The sequence below is a fragment of the Proteus vulgaris genome (genome assembly GCF_033708015.1).
GTDB lineage: Bacteria > Pseudomonadota > Gammaproteobacteria > Enterobacterales > Enterobacteriaceae > Proteus.
In genome coordinates this window covers 3,725,661-3,741,585 of sequence record NZ_CP137920.1, presented here as the reverse complement: position 1 = coordinate 3,741,585, position 15,925 = coordinate 3,725,661, and the positions used below count along the sequence as shown (strand labels likewise).

The window sequence follows — 15,925 nt, the reverse complement described above, 5'->3', positions numbered from 1 at the left end:
CATTAATTGGCTGGTTTTATTAATTATTTTTCAGTGACAAATTTAAGTGCATTTTCTAAAACAGATAAATCAGCACCCTGTTTATGGGCATTTTCACTTAAATGACGTCGCCATTGTCTAGCACCAGGAATACCTTGGAAAATCCCCAACATATGGCGTGTAACATGACCTAAATAAGTGCCTTGTGAGAGCTCTTTTTCAATATAAGGATACATAGCTCTTACCGCAGCGACGGCGTCAGTAATAGGTAATTGAGTATCAAAAAGCTCATGATCAACCTGTGTTAAAATTGACGGGTTTTGATAAGCCTCACGACCAATCATAACACCATCCATATATTTTAAGTGTTCTTTCGCTTCTTCTAGTGACTTAATGCCCCCATTAATTGCCATCGTGAGATGCGAGAAATCACGTTTTAATTGATAAACACGAGGATAATCTAAAGGTGGAACTTCACGGTTTTCTTTTGGGCTTAAACCCGATAACCATGCTTTACGCGCATGAATAATAAAGGTATCGCAATTATTATCACGGCTAACCGTATCAATAAAATCACATAGAAATTCATAGCTATCTTGGTTGTCGATACCAATACGTGTTTTTACTGTCACGGGAATATCAACGACATCACGCATCGCTTTCACACAATCTGAAACAAGTTGTGCATCACCCATTAAACAAGCACCAAAGCGTCCATTTTGGACGCGATCTGAAGGGCAACCGACATTTAAATTAATTTCATCATAACCACGTTCTTGCGCTAGTTTTGCACATTGCGCTAAAGCTTGAGGGTCGCTTCCACCTAACTGCAAAGAGACGGGATGCTCTTCTTCACTGTATTTTAGATAGTCACCTTTACCATGAATAATGGCACCTGTTGTCACCATTTCAGTATAAAGCAGTGTATTTTGACTTAACTGACGAAAGAAATAACGGCAATGACGATCAGTCCAATCGAGCATCGGCGCAACAGAGAATCTATTTAGTGGGTAATTGCCTTGAATGCCCTGTGTTTGCTTGTTTTTTAATGTTTTATCGGTTGGTGTATTTTCGTGCATTATAACCCATTTTAGTGTATTTTCTCTTTATCAGGACACCAGTGAGGACACCAAAATTTGGTGTCCCGCTGAGAGTGAGAGAGGATTTATATAGAGATGGCTTACTATACCATATCAAAACGTGATAGAGCAGATGGCACTGCTCGATACAGATGTTCTGTTTCTGTGAAAGCTGGTGGAAAGAGAATTTATAATGAAAGCAGAACGTTCACCAAACAGGCTCATGCAAAAACATGGGGAACTAAACGTGTTTTAGAGCTAGAGCAAAACGGTATACCAGATCCAACTGATGCAGCAAAAATAACTGTCAGAGATTTACTGTTTAAATATTTAAATGATCCAGATCTTGGTGGGAAAGCAGGAAGAACAAAACGGTATGTTTTAGAAATGCTGTTTGATTCTGATTTGTCTAAATATGGGCTAACAGAACTTACCGTTTCACATGTTGTTGACCACTGCAGGCATAGACACGCATCAGGCGCATCACCATCAACTATTAACCATGATGTTAGTTATTTAACCTCGGTATTAAAATCAGCGAAACCTATCTATGGCATAGAATATACTGCCAATCCAGCGTATGAAGCTCGCCCGTTACTAATTCAAATGGGGTTGATTGGTAAATCGCAACGGCGTAGTCGGAGACCACAAAAAGAAGAATTAAAACAACTAAGAGAAGCGTTGAAAAAACGGAGTGAGCATAGAGAGTGCATTATCCCTTATGTTGATATTTTAGATTTTTCTATTCTGAGTTGTATGCGTATTGGTGAAGTGTGCAAAATTCTATGGACAGACGTTGATGAGAAAAACAGATCAGTAATTGTTAGAGATAGAAAAGATCCGCGAAAAAAATCAGGTAACCACATGTCAGTACCATTACTAGGTGATGCATGGACAATACTGAATCGTCAACCAAAAACAAGCGATAGAATTTTTCCTTATAATCCTAGATCAGTTACGGTGGGTTTTCAGCGCACTAGAAACGCATTAGGGATTGAAGATCTTAGATATCATGACTTGAGAAGAGAAGGGGCGAGTCGTTTATTTGAAGCGGGCTTTAGTATTGAAGAAGTGGCTCAAGTGACAGGACATAGATCCTTAAATATTCTCTGGCAGGTATATACAGAGTTATACCCCAAATCATTGCATGATAAATTCAATAAATTGAATAAAAGTTGATCTTTTTCACTTCTAAATTATACTGTATAAATAAACAGTGATTGGAGGTGTTCATGATTCATATAAAACTAGTTTTTGATAAAGCAATTCAAAAAAATACCCACCCAGATATGTTTAACGTGCTGAAAAAAGAAGTAGAAAAGAAACTTTCCTCTTCTTATTCTGAGCTGGAGGTTAGCGCTTTGTGGGGCTCACAAACAAAGTTAATCATTGATGGACTAAAGAAAAATGAAAAAAAAGACAAAATAACCGATGCACTAGAAGAAATATGGAGCGATACAAGCTGGATGCCTGAGGTTGAGTCGTCTAACTCTGATGAGCTTGAATATTTTGATAAGTAAAAGATAACAAGCTGGATTATATCTATTTTCCAGCTTGTTTTTCTCATTGAAGGTGTTCAAATTCTTGTTTTGCTATTTCTCTTTTTTTATCTATCCATTCCGCTAAATCTACAATATGCACCAATCTTCCTGATTTTTGATTATCCCTGTATGTTGGAAATGGTAACTCGCCAAGGTTAGCTTTTTTATCAGCCCAAGAAGGCGATATGCTAAGGAATTTCTCAGCAACAACAGATAGAGGAATTTGAGACGTTTCATATTCAGCTAACAATAAAAATACTGTATTCATATTTTCTCTCCACACTGTCCGTACACAGTTTAAATAGATATTAGTTAATGCTGGTGGTTATTGCTGATACAATTTTAATCCGTTTGTTAGATTTCGTTGAAATGACATATTATTAAAATCTGGTTCCATTAACTCCTGCACAACCTCACCTGTATTTACATCATATAAATGGCTATCAGTTAGGTTATTTATAATAAAAGTTTCTCTTTCACTTTGAGACCAGAAGTTAAATGCTTTTAATAATTTTTTAGGTGTTCTGTATTGCGGTTTTATCCCTAACCTTTTTTGCAGCTGCGAAATTATGATGCCCATTTACTAATAATGTATATTGCTTACCTCTTAAAGTTACATGCAATATATCGACAATAAACACTTTAAATCTTTTAACTTTATCTAAAACAACATACTCATTTAAATAACGCTGACTACTAATTAATTGACCTTTTATTTTCATCATTAAATCCTTTTAAACTCAATCACCCACACCCACGGATTATCTGCATATTTAAAGTTAGTAGGTGACACTGAATCCCAAAGGTTACGAAACCAGCAAAACGGATCCATACTACCACCAGTTAATTCACGTTCTAAAGGGTAACCTTCAGCTTTAAACTCAGTATCGCCAGCATCCTTTAAACGCTCTACACGAACATCGGTGATCTCTAACTTGATGCGTGAAGCCCAGCGAGGCATGTGAATAGATGGAGTCCACTTAATTTCTTCATACCATCCTTCTTCTAAATTAGATGGTTTATGTGTAGCTTTATATGCAATTGTTGATTCAGTGCATACTCCAGCTTTAAATGCTTCACGAACATAAAGGCGATCACCAATTTTACCCAAGGGGCACAAATTATGTTTTGGAGCATCCAAGACATGTGTAGTTGTGCCACTTCTTGTTTTGGTCGGTTTTTTTAGCCATATTCCATTATCAAGCATTACATTTTTAACGATGCGACGAGTTTGAGTTTTACGCCCATCTAAAATGGCGCGCACCATTTCCGCATTAAAAATAATTCCGCGTTCTTTCATATTCATTCCACCTTATTTGCTGAAAACACTGGGTCAAACTCACGCTCAACTTCAAACGTGCCAAGATATTGGTCATCAATCCACAACATGAATAACAAGGGCCATCTATCTCCCCATCCGTCACAATCAGCGTGATAATATTCTGCACATGCTTCAATGCATGAATCGAGGTCATCATCAGCACTGAAATTATGATCATCTGGTAATTCATAGAGGTTATCTTCACTAATTCCTGACGGGTCTTCGCCTTTACCGCCTGCTATATAAAACTGAACTATTGCCATTATTCATTCCTCTTCATTGCATCCCTGCGAGTTACACTTGATTACCATCTCCGCATCTTCAATGGTGTCGAATAGACCAGCCTCATACCCACAATTAAGGCATTGAATTATGAAACCATATGTATTTGACGTCTGATCATGAGATTGGATTATTTTTGTTTCATCTCCGCAGTCATGGCATTGATACTTTTTCCTTCTCATATCTATCTCCTGTTTGCATCCTTGCAAATATATCCTTTGGTTAAATGGGTAGGGTGTTAAAACGGAATGTCGTCTGAGAAATCCATTGGTGGTTCAGGATATTGTGGAGCTTGTTGCTTTGACTGTTGCGGTTGTTGTGCCGGTTGTGATCCTGCTGATTTACTAGCACCGCCTAACATCTGCATTGTGCCTCCAATCCTTACAACAACTTCTGTTGTGTATCGTTTAACGCCGTTATCATCCCATTCGCGCGTTTGTAGTTGGCCCTCGATATAAACTTGCGAGCCTTTGCACAAATAGCCACTGGCGATATCAGCGAGTTTTCCAAACAGAACGACACGATGCCATTCTGTTTTTTCGCGATTTTCACCTGTTTGTTTGTCACGCCATTTTTCTGATGTGGCCACAGCTAAATAAGCAATAGCACCACCAGAAGGAAGATAGCGAATTTCAGGATCGCGCCCTAAATTGCCGATAATAATTACTTTGTTTACTGATCCGTTAGCCATTTTCAGTCCCCTTATAAAGTTCATTGAAACGACGTAAGAAGAGGGCTTTTGCTTGTGGTGGTGTTAGTGGGTTAACAACAAAATCACTTGCTGGAATACCTTCAAGCATTAACCAGTTACTACCTGCATCAATGTCTAAATCACGCTTTTCTGTGGCTAACATCATTAAGTCAGCAAAATGAACCGCATCAGATTTAGATTCAGGTAGCCCAAACTTTTTGCGGATAATCTTTTCTACACGTAATTCAATTAATTTATATTCAGGCAATAGCTTTTTAAGTGGTGATGGCAGGTCTTTGACATAGGCTTCACTGGCATCATGAAGTAGGGCTTCTAAAGCATATTCAGGTGCAACTAAATAGCGGACATATACTGAGTGTTGAGCAACAGAATAGAAATTATCAATCTGTCCATTAAAGCGACATTCATTAGCTAAACCCGTCGCAATGTCTTGAATATCTATATCCTCGATCCGTACATCGAGGTAATAGAAGTGCTTATTCGTTGCAGTTGCAATATAAGACATTATTCTCTCCACATAATTTAAGTAATAAAGATCCCTCTCGAATTAATCGAGATTAAATTTCCCCAGTGTTAGCTAAATAAATTAATATGGCGCTTTAAATTGATTTGATAAATATTTAATTAAATTAGATAGTTCTTCTGTCGCCAAATAAAAATCACTTTGAAATCTTAATGATATATCTTTTCTATCAATATCTTCATTAGTATCAATCAGTTGCTCTGAAAACTTTATTTTTTTAAAAACAAAATCACTGTTAATAGTAAAATCAATTCGATCTTTAAAATTTAAATATAAACTTGTAACGAATTTACCTGCATCAATATGAGTTAAAATTTCATCTGAAATCAAATCTTGCTTTTTAAATTTAGCAATTCCACCTTCTTCTAAGATGGCAATTAATTCAGCTTCACCATTTAATTGCAATTGAGCTGGAATAGAATTATCTTTTACCCAATTAGTTAATAATATTTCAATTGAATCAAATCTTAATGGAACAACAGGGAGAGAGCCAATGGCTTTGCGTAATAAAGCAAGACTGCTCTCTGCATTTTTACTCGTTCCTGTAAATACAATTATTTGATGATCGATTGTATTTATCCAGATGTAAACAGTTGAATGCTTGCTAAATGCTCGTGGCAACAAAGAGTAAATAACTTCATCTTTAATTGTAGCTTTTTCTGTTTTCTTTAGCTTTCTACCTTGCTCTCCCTCAAGCTTTTCTACTTTATGCTGAGTTTCTTTCTTGATGATATAAGGAGGTAAGATTTTTTCTTCCTTTCTTATTGCCAATAACAAATGACCTTTCCCCTCAAAGACCAAATCATCATTAAATGCAGGCGAAACAAAACCAATGGTAGACATATCTGTTGGCTTGCATTCAACCCACTTTAATTTTTGGATGCAGCTATTTAATTCTTCTGCATCAATAGGTCTGTTTAGGTTATAAACAATCATTGCTTTTTGATTAAAAAGAGACACGCTATTTCTCCTCACACAGTTTATTCACTTCACACAATAAGAAAGGGTACTAGCTACAGTAGATACCTGATATGGACTGTCATGGATGAATGCCAGTACCCTTACTTATTGTTAGATTCATAATCAAAAAGAGCGGACCACCTGTGGTTTCATCAGCCCGATTGGGATTCGGATTTCTAGCTGACTGCAGGTTACTTTTTTTCACGCCCACGCTCTTTGGTTATAAAACTAACTTTATAAAAATGGCTGACTGAGCAGAACATTATCACCACAACCCCTTTTAATGGTAAAAGACTCAGTCAGCCATTGTTTCTCTTCACACGCTCTCTTCATACATAAAAATCATTTACTTTGTATCTGTAACGCACTTCTTTCTGTGTACACTGCTATTTCAGCATCCAATTTTGATAAATCATTCACTAGTTCTTCACGTTTAGCATGTAGCTCAAACAGATGATCAATAGATTGCAATTTATCTTTCATCCATTTTATAGCGTCACCATCAGTGAATTTATCTGGTGCTATGATTACTGGTTCGGTTGTCATAATTTCTCCCACATATTTGATGTATTTAATGTAGGATATCCGACATGATTATGTCAAGTTGTTTTGTAGGAAAACTTACATTTAAAGTTGAAGGAATAAAAACCCTCAAGAAGAGGGTGGGAGATACTAGGGTAGGCGGGCTATTTTAGCGTCAACAACAACTCCAATAATTCGACAGTTGCCATTTATTGAGATCATTCTATATTGGGGATTTAATGGCTTTAGGTAGTGATTCCCTGCATCAATAATATATTGTTTAAATGTAGCTTCGTTTTCAGATTCTAGCTTAGCGACCACCAGCTTACCACTTACAGGCTCTACTTCTGGATCAACAAGTATTACCATTCCTTCAGGAATGCTTAAACCTGAAGGCGATGTCATTGAATCACCTTTAACTTCTAGCCAAAAGGACTCCTCAGAGCAATGAACTGTTGTTTCATACCAGATATCAACAGCACCTCTATGGTATGGCTCTATCGCTTCGCACCAATTCCCAGCGCTAACCCAACTAATAAGAGGATACTCTCCTCCTGATTTATTGAATTTAAAAAATGAAACGTTAGATGACGATTCCTCTTTTCCATCAACAAGCCACGTAGGGTTTATCTCAAGAGCATTAGCAAGGGCCTGCAGGTTAGCGCCGTTTGGCTGATAATCTCCTTTTTCCCATCCGGTAACTGTCACTCGATTAACTCCAGCTTTTTTTGCTAGATCCTGTTGCGTCATTTTTAGCTCAAGACGTCTTTGTCTAATTCGTTCATTCATCTCTTTCATGTAGGAAAACCTACCACTTAATAATGTAAGAATCTTGACAATATGATGTAAGATATCCTACATTACATTCATCAACTAATTATTATGGGATTACAAATGAAAAAGGAAGATGTAATCAGTTTTTTTGGTGGGACATGTAATACAGCAAAAGCTCTTGGTATTAAGCACCCATCTGTATGCGGTTGGGGGTATATCATTCCAAAAGGCCGGGCTTATGAAATTGAAAAGCTAACCAAAGGGAAGCTTAAATATAACCCTGAATTATACAAACAATAGCAAATCCATTTAAAACAGTTAACTACAAGAATTTATCAATGGTGGTAGGAATGAGTCACTCAATAAAATTAACGGCGTTTAATAAAAACCATAAGGTTATTGATATTGGGGATCATCTCTGCAGGGTTCCTAATAACAGGATAAATCCAATCATCCTCATAAAGCTCATTGCTTTTAAGAGTATCAAAAAATCTGTCTACGGCATGGTTATAGTTGTTGCATTGTCTTGTGGTCAAGTGAGGGCGCAAGGCTCTGAAGTCATCACGAGTGATACGAGGCATGTCTCTTTTCCCGTCTTTACAGTCGTCGAGGAATTTATCAAGAAGCAAGAACAACGGATCTGCAATAGCGTTGAATTCCTTTCTTTTGTCTCTTCTCCGAGCGAGGGAGTGACCGAGCCAAGTTCCCAAGAAAAAGGAAAAAATAGCCCAAAAGAAAGTAATAAGGCTGAGGCTAGTTTTGAGAAACAAGACCAAGTGACCCAAGAAGACATCGAGCATATTAAATCATCCCTTATCGGTATGTTATTTGCGTCCTTAGTGATGATCCCACTAGGGATAATGTTTAGCGAATGTATTAGTCCACGAATATTAGCAAAACGTAAGCGCTGGATGAAGCTCCATGAGTTAAAGGCAAAACGGTTTTATAGAAATAATCCAGAAAAGCCTTACATCATGCCACGCAAGACTTTTTGCCAATGGCTGTGGTTTTAATAAAGAGAGGTATCTATGAGTAACCAATCAATAAAACAGGTAGTGAAAGAAATGTGTGAGGCAACAGCTGGTGGACGTGAGGCAATGGCTGGTGCGCTTGGTCTGTCTTTAACATCATTCAACAACAAGCTTTATGAGAAAAACGGGTGCCGTTCGTTTGATTTAAACGAGCTGTTAGCGATGCAAGATATTTCTAAGACCGTTTTATTTGCTGAATTTGTCGCTCGTGAATCAAATCGCTTACTCGTGGACAGGATTAGCCCTGCTGATTTAGATCAGACAGAACTATTCGCATTACGTAGCAATGTTGACGAAATGCAAGGGCGCTTAGCTCTGTACATGAAAGAAAGTTTAGCTGATGGCGTTATTGATGGTGATGAAGAGCAAAAAATAAAAATGATGTTGGATGGATTAATTTCACAGATCCGCACATTTATGAATGCGTTTGTTTCGTTACATCAAAAGAGAAATTAAAGATGGTTATATCCAGAAAGGGTGAAGCCAAAGGTGTACGGCCTCTGGCTTCGGTTTGCAAATTTCAATTGTGTGAAGAGAAATTAGCATGAGTAGATTACCAAATTTAGCATGTCGCACGCAAGTGCGGGCTTCAATGCGTAATGGTCGTTTTGTCTATGAAATTAAAGTACCAGACGGGTACCAAGAAACCAACTACCAGTTTATGCGTTGGCTGGTAGATGATTTCAATTCAAAACATGGTTTAAGGGCGGGCAATGAACAATGAGAACCCAAACCAACTTGATCGCTACTACAAAAATCACCGAGGTATTGTTGTTCATGTTGTTCGTTATGACAGAGAAAAATAGCGAGTCATTTTTATGCTGGATGGTTGTGACGATCCGCAATGTGAACCCTTGCAACGATTTAAAGAGAAGTACACACGTATTAAGTAATGAGGTGGCAAGATGAGTTTATTATTACTAAAAAGTCGCCCTTTAGTCGTTATTCCTGAATTAGCGGTACGTCTTGGTTTAAATGAGGCGATGCTGTTACAGCAAATTCAATATTGGCTAACTGAAACTACTTCAGGTGTTGAATATGACGGCTCGCGCTGGATTTATAACACCGTCGAAGAGTGGAAGAATCAATTTCCTTTTTTCTCTGAATCAACGATTAAACGTGCTTTTACTAATTTAAAAAAGCAGGGCGTTTTACGCATTGAGCAAATCAATAAATCGAACCATGACCGTACTAATTATTACGCGATTAACTACGGTCATCACCTGCTGACCGATGAGGTCAATATGACCCAATCGAGCAGTGATAATTCATCTAATCGAACAGTTCAAAATGACCTTATCGATAAGCGCAAATTGAAACCTTCAAACAGTTCAAAATGCGCTGTTCTGAACGGGTCAAAATGGCCTGATCTTACAGAGAATACAACAGAGATTACTTCAGAGAGTACAACAGAGACTAACTCTTCTTGTCAGGTTCCTACTGAACCCGACAACCAGCCTGAAAAATTAATTTTAGATTATTTCAATAAGGCGACAAATTCCAAATATCGTGAAGGTAAAACCACAACAGGTCATATCAGGGCTCGATTAGCAGAAGGATTTACTTCTGAAGACCTAATGTTAATCACCGATTATCTCACAGCTAAATGGCAGAAAGACCCAAAGATGCAGGATTACTTACGTCCTAAGACGCTATTTATTCCTGAAAATTGTATTGAATATCAAGATAAGGCGATTAAATGGCGTGATGCTGGACGACCTGAATGTGTGAATGGTCGCTGGTTAAAGCCTGGTGAAGTTTCGGTAGAAATTAATACAGTTGAGCGCGATGAAACTTTTAGAAAAATGTTCACATCCGGCTGGAAACCTGAGAGCCGTATTCAAGCATTAGCTGTTGAGCAAGCAAAGAAAAATGGTCTTGGTCGTATGAATGAAGTTGCTGGTTTAGCTTCATTCCGTGGTATCTGGAAACAGGCGACAGAGCAAGTTGCGCAGGAGGCTCAGCAATGATTGATTACGCATTGAAATTACAGACATTGAAAAGCCAATCAGCCCATAAATTAAAAGAAATTGGCGATCAGTGGCGAACACCTGAAAATCTTTTTTGGGGTATCAATTCACTCTATGGGCCGTTCACGCTAGATCTATTTACTGATGCACAAAACAGCAAATGCCCTCATTTCTACACGGTTGAGGATAACGCGCTTACTCAGGACTGGTCGGAAAAACTCAAGGAAATTGGTGGTTCTGCTTTCGCTAATCCACCGTACTCACGTAGTTCATATCATGAAAAACAACCTGTTACTGGTGTTCGCCACATCATGAATCATGCGTTAGCTATGCGTGAAAAAGGTGGGCGCTATGTTTTCTTGTTGAAAGTGGCCACAAGCGAAACATGGTGGTGTGAAGAAGCGGACCATATTTGTTTTATTCGCGGTCGTGTCGGTTTTGATGTTCCACAATGGTTTGTTCCTGCAGATGAAAACCAAGTACCAACAGGGGCATTTTTTGCTGGTGCTATCGTGGTGTTTGATAAAACGTGGAATGGTAAAGCCATTGATTACATTCAACGCAGTGAGTTAGAGCAAATCGGTAAAACATTTGTTGAGCAAGCGAAGTGGCTTGTATCGAGAGGTGTTGCATGAAAATCACAGAGCAAATCTTAGCGTTATACAAAGTTGGTGAAGTCGTAGATCGCGACATTATTACTCGTGATTTAGAAACCACTTTAGGTGGTGCCTCTCGTGCACTTGCTCATCTTCATAGTCTCGGTGCATTAACCAGAGTTAGTGAAAAGTACCCGCTTTACTATCAAGTGACGAATGAGGCTAAAAAAGTTCATAACGTAATGATAGAGGAGCGTAAGTCAGGAGAGTCTGTCTACCTCGAAAAGCTAAATGCTCAGAAAGCTAAAAAACGAGGTATTCCAACAATCATATGGGTAAAACACGCCACCTCTAATTTTGCATATATGGGTAAATTACCCACTGAGCCGTATGACTCATTAGTAAGAGCAGCAAGAGGTAATCACTCATGAACAATGCTCACTGCCCATTCTGTAATTCTAAAAAACTGGAAGTCATGCAGGTGATGTTCAATACATTTACTCGTTGTCAAAAATGTGGGGCACGAGGACCTATTGCTAATGATTTCGACGGTGCTTTGAAGGCTTGGAATAAAAGGGAGATGAACAATGCTAACTAAATACGCGCTGTTTATAGGTTTTTGGTTTGTTCTCATGCTGGCTATTGGGTTGTGGGGGACTTATGCCTGAACTCATGCTCACGCTGCCATTTCCACCTAGTGTAAATACTTATTGGAGAAATACCAAAAGAGGAACCTTAGTCAGTGCAAAAGGACGAGTCTTTAGAGCAAATGCGATTGCAGCAGTCTATGAACAATTAAAGCGTAGACCTAAGGCTATTGAGAGTGACGTGTTTGTTTCGGTGAAATTATACCCACCAACTAAGCAGGCTAGAGATATTGATAATTTCTTAAAAGCACCTTTTGATGCCCTTACTCATGCTGGTGTATGGGTGGATGATAAGCAGATTAAAAAAATGGATGTTGAATGGATGGACGTTATTAAAGGCGGGGAGCTTGAAATAATCATTCGTCAGCATAGTAAAAACGTGATGTACGGTCACGATTAAAACGTGGAGAGAAATAGCATGAATGGATTAATTGTTATTGATGGTTTTCAGGTTCGTAGAGATGTAGCCGGTCGTTATTGTTTAAATGATTTACATAGAGTGTCAGGTGGTGAAAAACGGCATCAGCCATCAAATTGGAGTTCATTAGCTCAAACTAAAGAGTTAGTTGATGAAATTTCGACCGCTCCTGAGATCACAGGAGCGCCTATTGTCACTGTGGCTGGTGGATATAATCAAGGCACCTATGTTTGCAAAGAATTAGTGTATGCCTACGCAATGTGGATCAGTGCTTCTTTTCATTTAAAAGTGATCCGCACATTTGATGCCTTAGTGACACAACAACATCAAGAGAAACTCAGTGATAAAGTGCAGGCGGGCGTGATACTACTGGAATCAATGTCTAAAAGTTTAAATTTCTCGAATTCATCAAAGTTAGGTGCTTATCAAAAATTACAAGCAATGGCGGGCTTACCTGAGTTAGCGCCTGTTTATGCGATTGATGCGCCAAGTGGTTCCATGGATGGTTCCAGTCGTCCAACAGTTGCATTATCAACGCTGATCAACAAACACAACTTACCCATTTCAGCACAGCAAGCCTATAAACGATTAGCCGAACTAGGCATTGTTGAGCGTTTATCACGTCCAAGCACGAAAACTGCTAACAAAACTAAAGAATTTTGGTCTGTTACGGCAAGAGGTTGTCAGTTTGGGAAGAATATGACCAGCCCTAATAATCCTCGTGAAACCCAACCACATTTCTTTGAGAGTAAAACGGATGAATTGATCCGTATGGTGATGCTGAATAAACAGGTGAGTGCATGAAATTATTATTAACACCCTACATTCAGCCAGAACTCGGGGTTGTATTGCTTAAGCCGGGAGCGGAATTACTCGAGCAATTTAAAAAGCACCATCGCGTGATTATTAGTGATGTGCCGAAAAGTTTAGATGTTCTTCCCTCAGGAGCTTTAACTGGCGATGAACAGCCAATTTTAAACAATAAGCACATCATTCAATTTCTTAATAGCAAAAAAGTGATCCACGCCATAGATAAGGTTGCACCGATGGATTCGTGGGTTATTAGTAATATCAAATGCTGTCAGATTGATAACGATGAAGACAATTATCATCACCATGAATTAGTAACGACCCTTAATGAAGCGGGAGTTATTCGCACTTGCTGGCATCATGATAATCATATTCGCCATTCATCTTCGGGTTGGATTGCTGAATTAGCTCATAAAAATCGTATCAATTGGATGTTAGATACTATTCGTAGTCGTTTGAGATTAGATAGTGGACACCAGCTGACAATACCTGATTTTTTCTCATTTGCAGTAATGCATAAATTAGTTGATGAATTACCTGAACCAATATTACGCCAGATTTTAAATTGGTCAGATAAACAAGAAGAACGCAGAGTTCATGGTGGTTTTCCTGAAGCTGACATTATTCCAAGTAACGTGACAGCGCTATCAGCAATGAATGAGCGTTTAGATGTGATAAAACCGGTTATTAAAGTTGTCGTTGATCCTGAGCCACCAGCGTCATTTCTTCTTAAGCCAAAAATGCAACGTTGGGAAAATATCAAATGGTTGCAATGGGTAAAAACTCAACCTTGTTGCGTGTGTGGGCAACAGGCTGATGATCCGCACCACATCATAGGTCATGGTATGGGAGGTATGGGTACTAAGGCTCACGACTTATTCACTATTCCATTATGTCGTATTCATCATGACGAGTTACATCGAGACCCGAAGCAATGGGAAGCTACTCACGGCAATCAACTCGAATTGTTATTTCATTTTTTAAACCGTTCATTAGGTATCGGTGCATTTATTTAACGTGTGTACGGCACGAGGAGTATTAGATGATTTACCCATTGACAGTAGGTAAAGGCGAAGAGCATTTAAAATTACGTACACTGGAAAGTGTGTGGATCCGTGGGCGTTTAAAAATGTGGGGAAGATGGGCGGCTTTTAGTAAGGCTCCTAGCGCTACAAGTATGTTCAATCAATTATTGGAAGAACCAACAATCACAAAAAAAGCCTTAAAGGATGCAATAAATAGAATGCATACATCGGGATTATCCAAAGAAACTTTATTGATGTTTCTAGATGAGTTTAAGGATAAAAAAACGCTTAGCAGTATGTGGTTTTGCTCTGATACTGAAGGTGGTGAAATGGATAAGGTTATTTGTGAAGTAATGAATGCAGATGCTGGGTTGCTGAATATTCTTAAGCAGCACTATGTTTATAAAAAATCAAAACATGAGATAGCATTAGAGCTTTGTGAGAAAGATGGTCGTTATTGCTTGCGTACATATCAGGACAGAGTTAAAGCATGGCTAAATGTGGCTGAATTTATGCTCTATCGCCCAATGTGCGATAGATTTGATAGAGAGTATCATTATTCTGAATAAAGCTTGACTATTTTGCCGATAAAGTTATAGTCTTCATATATGCTGTGCGAAGTTATACACGCAACACAGTAAATGAATTTAAAGCCTCGCTAATGCGGGGCTTTTTTATTTATAGCTTTTCCAAAAATATTTGATACCGCTCTATATCAGCATTACTTACATTCTCATCTTTTTCCATCCATTTAAGTAATTGTGATAAATTTTTGTTTGTGAAAAATAGTCTCGCTATTTCCAGTTTATCTTTCAATCTAGTTATATTTGTATTTATGGCGTTTATTTTTACCATTATTTTCTTTAGTTTGGTTCTTGATGTTCTTTCGGGATCACAGGATTCCAATTCCGATACTGGTGCTTTTAATTCAGAATAAAAGATAGAATCCAAGCTATCATCCTTTGATAAAAAATCTATATACTTGATTTGTCCAACAACGATATCGACTGTTTCATCAATACGTCGGCCTGCAACTTCGGCTAACTCTTTTTCTTTAGCCGTTGTGAGCGTGGTTAAGTAGACTTTATTGTCATTATTGCCATACATAATTTGAAGTCTATTATAAGCAGATCTTCCAATTATATTAGGGTCGGATATATCTTTAAATAAACGTATTGCCCATAAAATGTTTTTTGGACCCACAGTTAATTCATTTATTTTCTTCCACAAAGTGAATATTTCTGGTTTAGCTAGTCGGGCACTTTGTTTTAATTTTTCATATTCGACTTTATTTAAAAACTCCGATGACATTTCACCAAAAATAACATCAAAGTATTTATTACCACAGGCATTACCAATATTTGTTTCTATTTCTGCATCGGTTTTTACAATATACCCTCGTAAATGAGGAGTATTACAATTTTTCAGACCACAAGATATTTTTTCATCAAGTTCGTAGTAACCTATTATTTTATCTAATGATTTTCCTTTTATGTCAAGTGCTTCAGTATAATGCTCCCTATTTTTTATAATGCTCCAGTCAGGTACTTGGACAATTTCATCGTCTATTTGTAGATATATTTTATTTGCCATTGTAATACCTTTATTTTTGTACAGAGCAATTATTATACAATGAAATTTAGGTTAGTGATCCTTAACAATTAGTTACTCCTCAATAATGAGGGGGATTTCGATTAACCTATTGATATTTAATAAAAGTTATTATCTGAATTGT

At 37.9% G+C, this 15,925-nt stretch carries 25 protein-coding genes; 14 read left to right on the top strand and 11 right to left on the bottom strand.

Annotation, left to right across the window (positions count from 1 at the left end):
* Positions 1–23 precede the first annotated feature (23 nt).
* A complete protein-coding gene (gene dusA / locus SB028_RS17615; protein WP_069368321.1) occupies positions 24–1,058 on the bottom strand; it encodes a tRNA dihydrouridine(20/20a) synthase DusA in 1,035 nt (344 codons plus the stop codon).
* Between the two features lie 96 nt (positions 1,059–1,154).
* Between dusA and SB028_RS17610 the strand changes: the two genes are divergently transcribed.
* Together SB028_RS17610 and SB028_RS17605 are read left to right on the top strand one after the other, a co-directional pair.
* Positions 1,155–2,237, top strand: a complete 1,083-nt coding sequence (locus SB028_RS17610) for a site-specific integrase (RefSeq protein ID WP_318859708.1) — start codon at positions 1,155–1,157, stop codon at positions 2,235–2,237.
* Positions 2,238–2,290: 53 nt separating this feature from the next.
* Positions 2,291–2,578, top strand: a complete 288-nt coding sequence (locus tag SB028_RS17605) for a DinI-like family protein (protein WP_318859707.1) — start codon at positions 2,291–2,293, stop codon at positions 2,576–2,578.
* A 43-nt stretch (positions 2,579–2,621) separates the two neighbouring features.
* Here SB028_RS17605 and SB028_RS17600 read toward each other — a convergent pair whose 3' ends face one another.
* The 9 genes from SB028_RS17600 to SB028_RS17560 all read right to left on the bottom strand — a co-directional run bounded on the left by SB028_RS17600 (position 2,622) and on the right by SB028_RS17560 (position 7,708).
* Entirely contained in the window at positions 2,622–2,867 is a 246-nt protein-coding gene (locus SB028_RS17600; protein ID WP_072065179.1) for a pyocin activator PrtN family protein, read from the bottom strand.
* Positions 2,868–3,114: 247 nt separating this feature from the next.
* Positions 3,115–3,321, bottom strand: a complete 207-nt coding sequence (locus SB028_RS17595) for a hypothetical protein (protein WP_318859706.1) — start codon at positions 3,319–3,321, stop codon at positions 3,115–3,117.
* Between the two features lie 2 nt (positions 3,322–3,323).
* Complete coding sequence (locus tag SB028_RS17590; protein WP_318859705.1) at positions 3,324–3,899, bottom strand: hypothetical protein; 576 nt, start codon at positions 3,897–3,899, stop codon at positions 3,324–3,326.
* 2 nt (positions 3,900–3,901) lie between these two features.
* Positions 3,902–4,183, bottom strand: coding sequence for a hypothetical protein (locus tag SB028_RS17585; RefSeq protein WP_318859704.1), 282 nt, complete (start codon positions 4,181–4,183; stop codon positions 3,902–3,904).
* 257 nt (positions 4,184–4,440) lie between these two features.
* On the bottom strand, positions 4,441–4,893 hold the full coding sequence (ssb, locus tag SB028_RS17580) for a single-stranded DNA-binding protein (protein ID WP_318859703.1): 453 nt from the start codon (positions 4,891–4,893) through the stop codon (positions 4,441–4,443).
* Positions 4,886–5,419 carry an HD family hydrolase gene (locus tag SB028_RS17575; protein ID WP_318859702.1) on the bottom strand — a complete coding sequence of 178 codons (534 nt, stop codon included), beginning with the start codon at positions 5,417–5,419 and terminating at the stop codon, positions 4,886–4,888. The genes ssb and SB028_RS17575 overlap by 8 nt, the downstream gene beginning before the upstream one ends.
* Before the next feature lie 81 nt (positions 5,420–5,500).
* Complete coding sequence (locus tag SB028_RS17570; RefSeq protein ID WP_318860150.1) at positions 5,501–6,373, bottom strand: recombination-associated protein RdgC; 873 nt, start codon at positions 6,371–6,373, stop codon at positions 5,501–5,503.
* A gap of 366 nt (positions 6,374–6,739) precedes the next feature.
* Positions 6,740–6,943 carry a hypothetical protein gene (locus tag SB028_RS17565; protein WP_318859701.1) on the bottom strand — a complete coding sequence of 68 codons (204 nt, stop codon included), beginning with the start codon at positions 6,941–6,943 and terminating at the stop codon, positions 6,740–6,742.
* Between the two features lie 126 nt (positions 6,944–7,069).
* Entirely contained in the window at positions 7,070–7,708 is a 639-nt protein-coding gene (locus SB028_RS17560; protein ID WP_375804079.1) for a LexA family protein, read from the bottom strand.
* A gap of 105 nt (positions 7,709–7,813) precedes the next feature.
* Here SB028_RS17560 and SB028_RS17555 point away from each other — a divergent pair, with 105 nt between their 5' ends.
* From SB028_RS17555 to SB028_RS17500, 12 genes are all read left to right on the top strand, one after another.
* A complete protein-coding gene (locus SB028_RS17555) occupies positions 7,814–7,993 on the top strand; it encodes a Cro/CI family transcriptional regulator (RefSeq protein WP_318859700.1) in 180 nt (59 codons plus the stop codon).
* A gap of 50 nt (positions 7,994–8,043) precedes the next feature.
* Complete coding sequence (locus SB028_RS17550; RefSeq protein ID WP_318859699.1) at positions 8,044–8,706, top strand: hypothetical protein; 663 nt, start codon at positions 8,044–8,046, stop codon at positions 8,704–8,706.
* Positions 8,707–8,721: 15 nt separating this feature from the next.
* Positions 8,722–9,180, top strand: a complete 459-nt coding sequence (locus SB028_RS17545; RefSeq protein ID WP_318859698.1) for a YmfL family putative regulatory protein — start codon at positions 8,722–8,724, stop codon at positions 9,178–9,180.
* A gap of 88 nt (positions 9,181–9,268) precedes the next feature.
* Entirely contained in the window at positions 9,269–9,448 is a 180-nt protein-coding gene (locus tag SB028_RS17540; protein WP_318859697.1) for a hypothetical protein, read from the top strand.
* Between the two features lie 181 nt (positions 9,449–9,629).
* Positions 9,630–10,694: a conserved phage C-terminal domain-containing protein gene (locus tag SB028_RS17530; protein WP_318859696.1), complete on the top strand. Its 1,065-nt coding sequence runs from the start codon at positions 9,630–9,632 to the stop codon at positions 10,692–10,694.
* Complete coding sequence (locus SB028_RS17525) at positions 10,691–11,329, top strand: phage N-6-adenine-methyltransferase (RefSeq protein WP_318859695.1); 639 nt, start codon at positions 10,691–10,693, stop codon at positions 11,327–11,329. The genes SB028_RS17530 and SB028_RS17525 overlap by 4 nt, the downstream gene beginning before the upstream one ends.
* Entirely contained in the window at positions 11,326–11,721 is a 396-nt protein-coding gene (locus SB028_RS17520) for a hypothetical protein (RefSeq protein WP_318859694.1), read from the top strand. Before SB028_RS17525 ends, SB028_RS17520 begins: the two co-directional genes overlap by 4 nt.
* On the top strand, positions 11,718–11,888 hold the full coding sequence (locus tag SB028_RS20780; RefSeq protein WP_198794126.1) for a Lar family restriction alleviation protein: 171 nt from the start codon (positions 11,718–11,720) through the stop codon (positions 11,886–11,888). Before SB028_RS17520 ends, SB028_RS20780 begins: the two co-directional genes overlap by 4 nt.
* 62 nt (positions 11,889–11,950) lie before the next feature.
* Positions 11,951–12,337: a RusA family crossover junction endodeoxyribonuclease gene (locus tag SB028_RS17515; RefSeq protein WP_318859693.1), complete on the top strand. Its 387-nt coding sequence runs from the start codon at positions 11,951–11,953 to the stop codon at positions 12,335–12,337.
* A gap of 18 nt (positions 12,338–12,355) precedes the next feature.
* Positions 12,356–13,159, top strand: coding sequence for a KilA-N domain-containing protein (locus SB028_RS17510; protein WP_318859692.1), 804 nt, complete (start codon positions 12,356–12,358; stop codon positions 13,157–13,159).
* Complete coding sequence (locus tag SB028_RS17505) at positions 13,156–14,181, top strand: DUF968 domain-containing protein (protein WP_318859691.1); 1,026 nt, start codon at positions 13,156–13,158, stop codon at positions 14,179–14,181. Before SB028_RS17510 ends, SB028_RS17505 begins: the two co-directional genes overlap by 4 nt.
* Positions 14,182–14,207: 26 nt before the next feature.
* The gene (locus SB028_RS17500) at positions 14,208–14,759 is read left to right on the top strand and encodes a DUF1133 family protein (RefSeq protein WP_318859690.1); all 552 of its coding nucleotides are present in this window, start codon (positions 14,208–14,210) and stop codon (positions 14,757–14,759) included.
* 109 nt (positions 14,760–14,868) lie between these two features.
* On the opposite strand, the gene SB028_RS17495 is transcribed toward SB028_RS17500, so the two are convergent.
* Entirely contained in the window at positions 14,869–15,783 is a 915-nt protein-coding gene (locus SB028_RS17495; RefSeq protein ID WP_318859689.1) for a hypothetical protein, read from the bottom strand.
* Positions 15,784–15,925 lie beyond the last annotated feature (142 nt).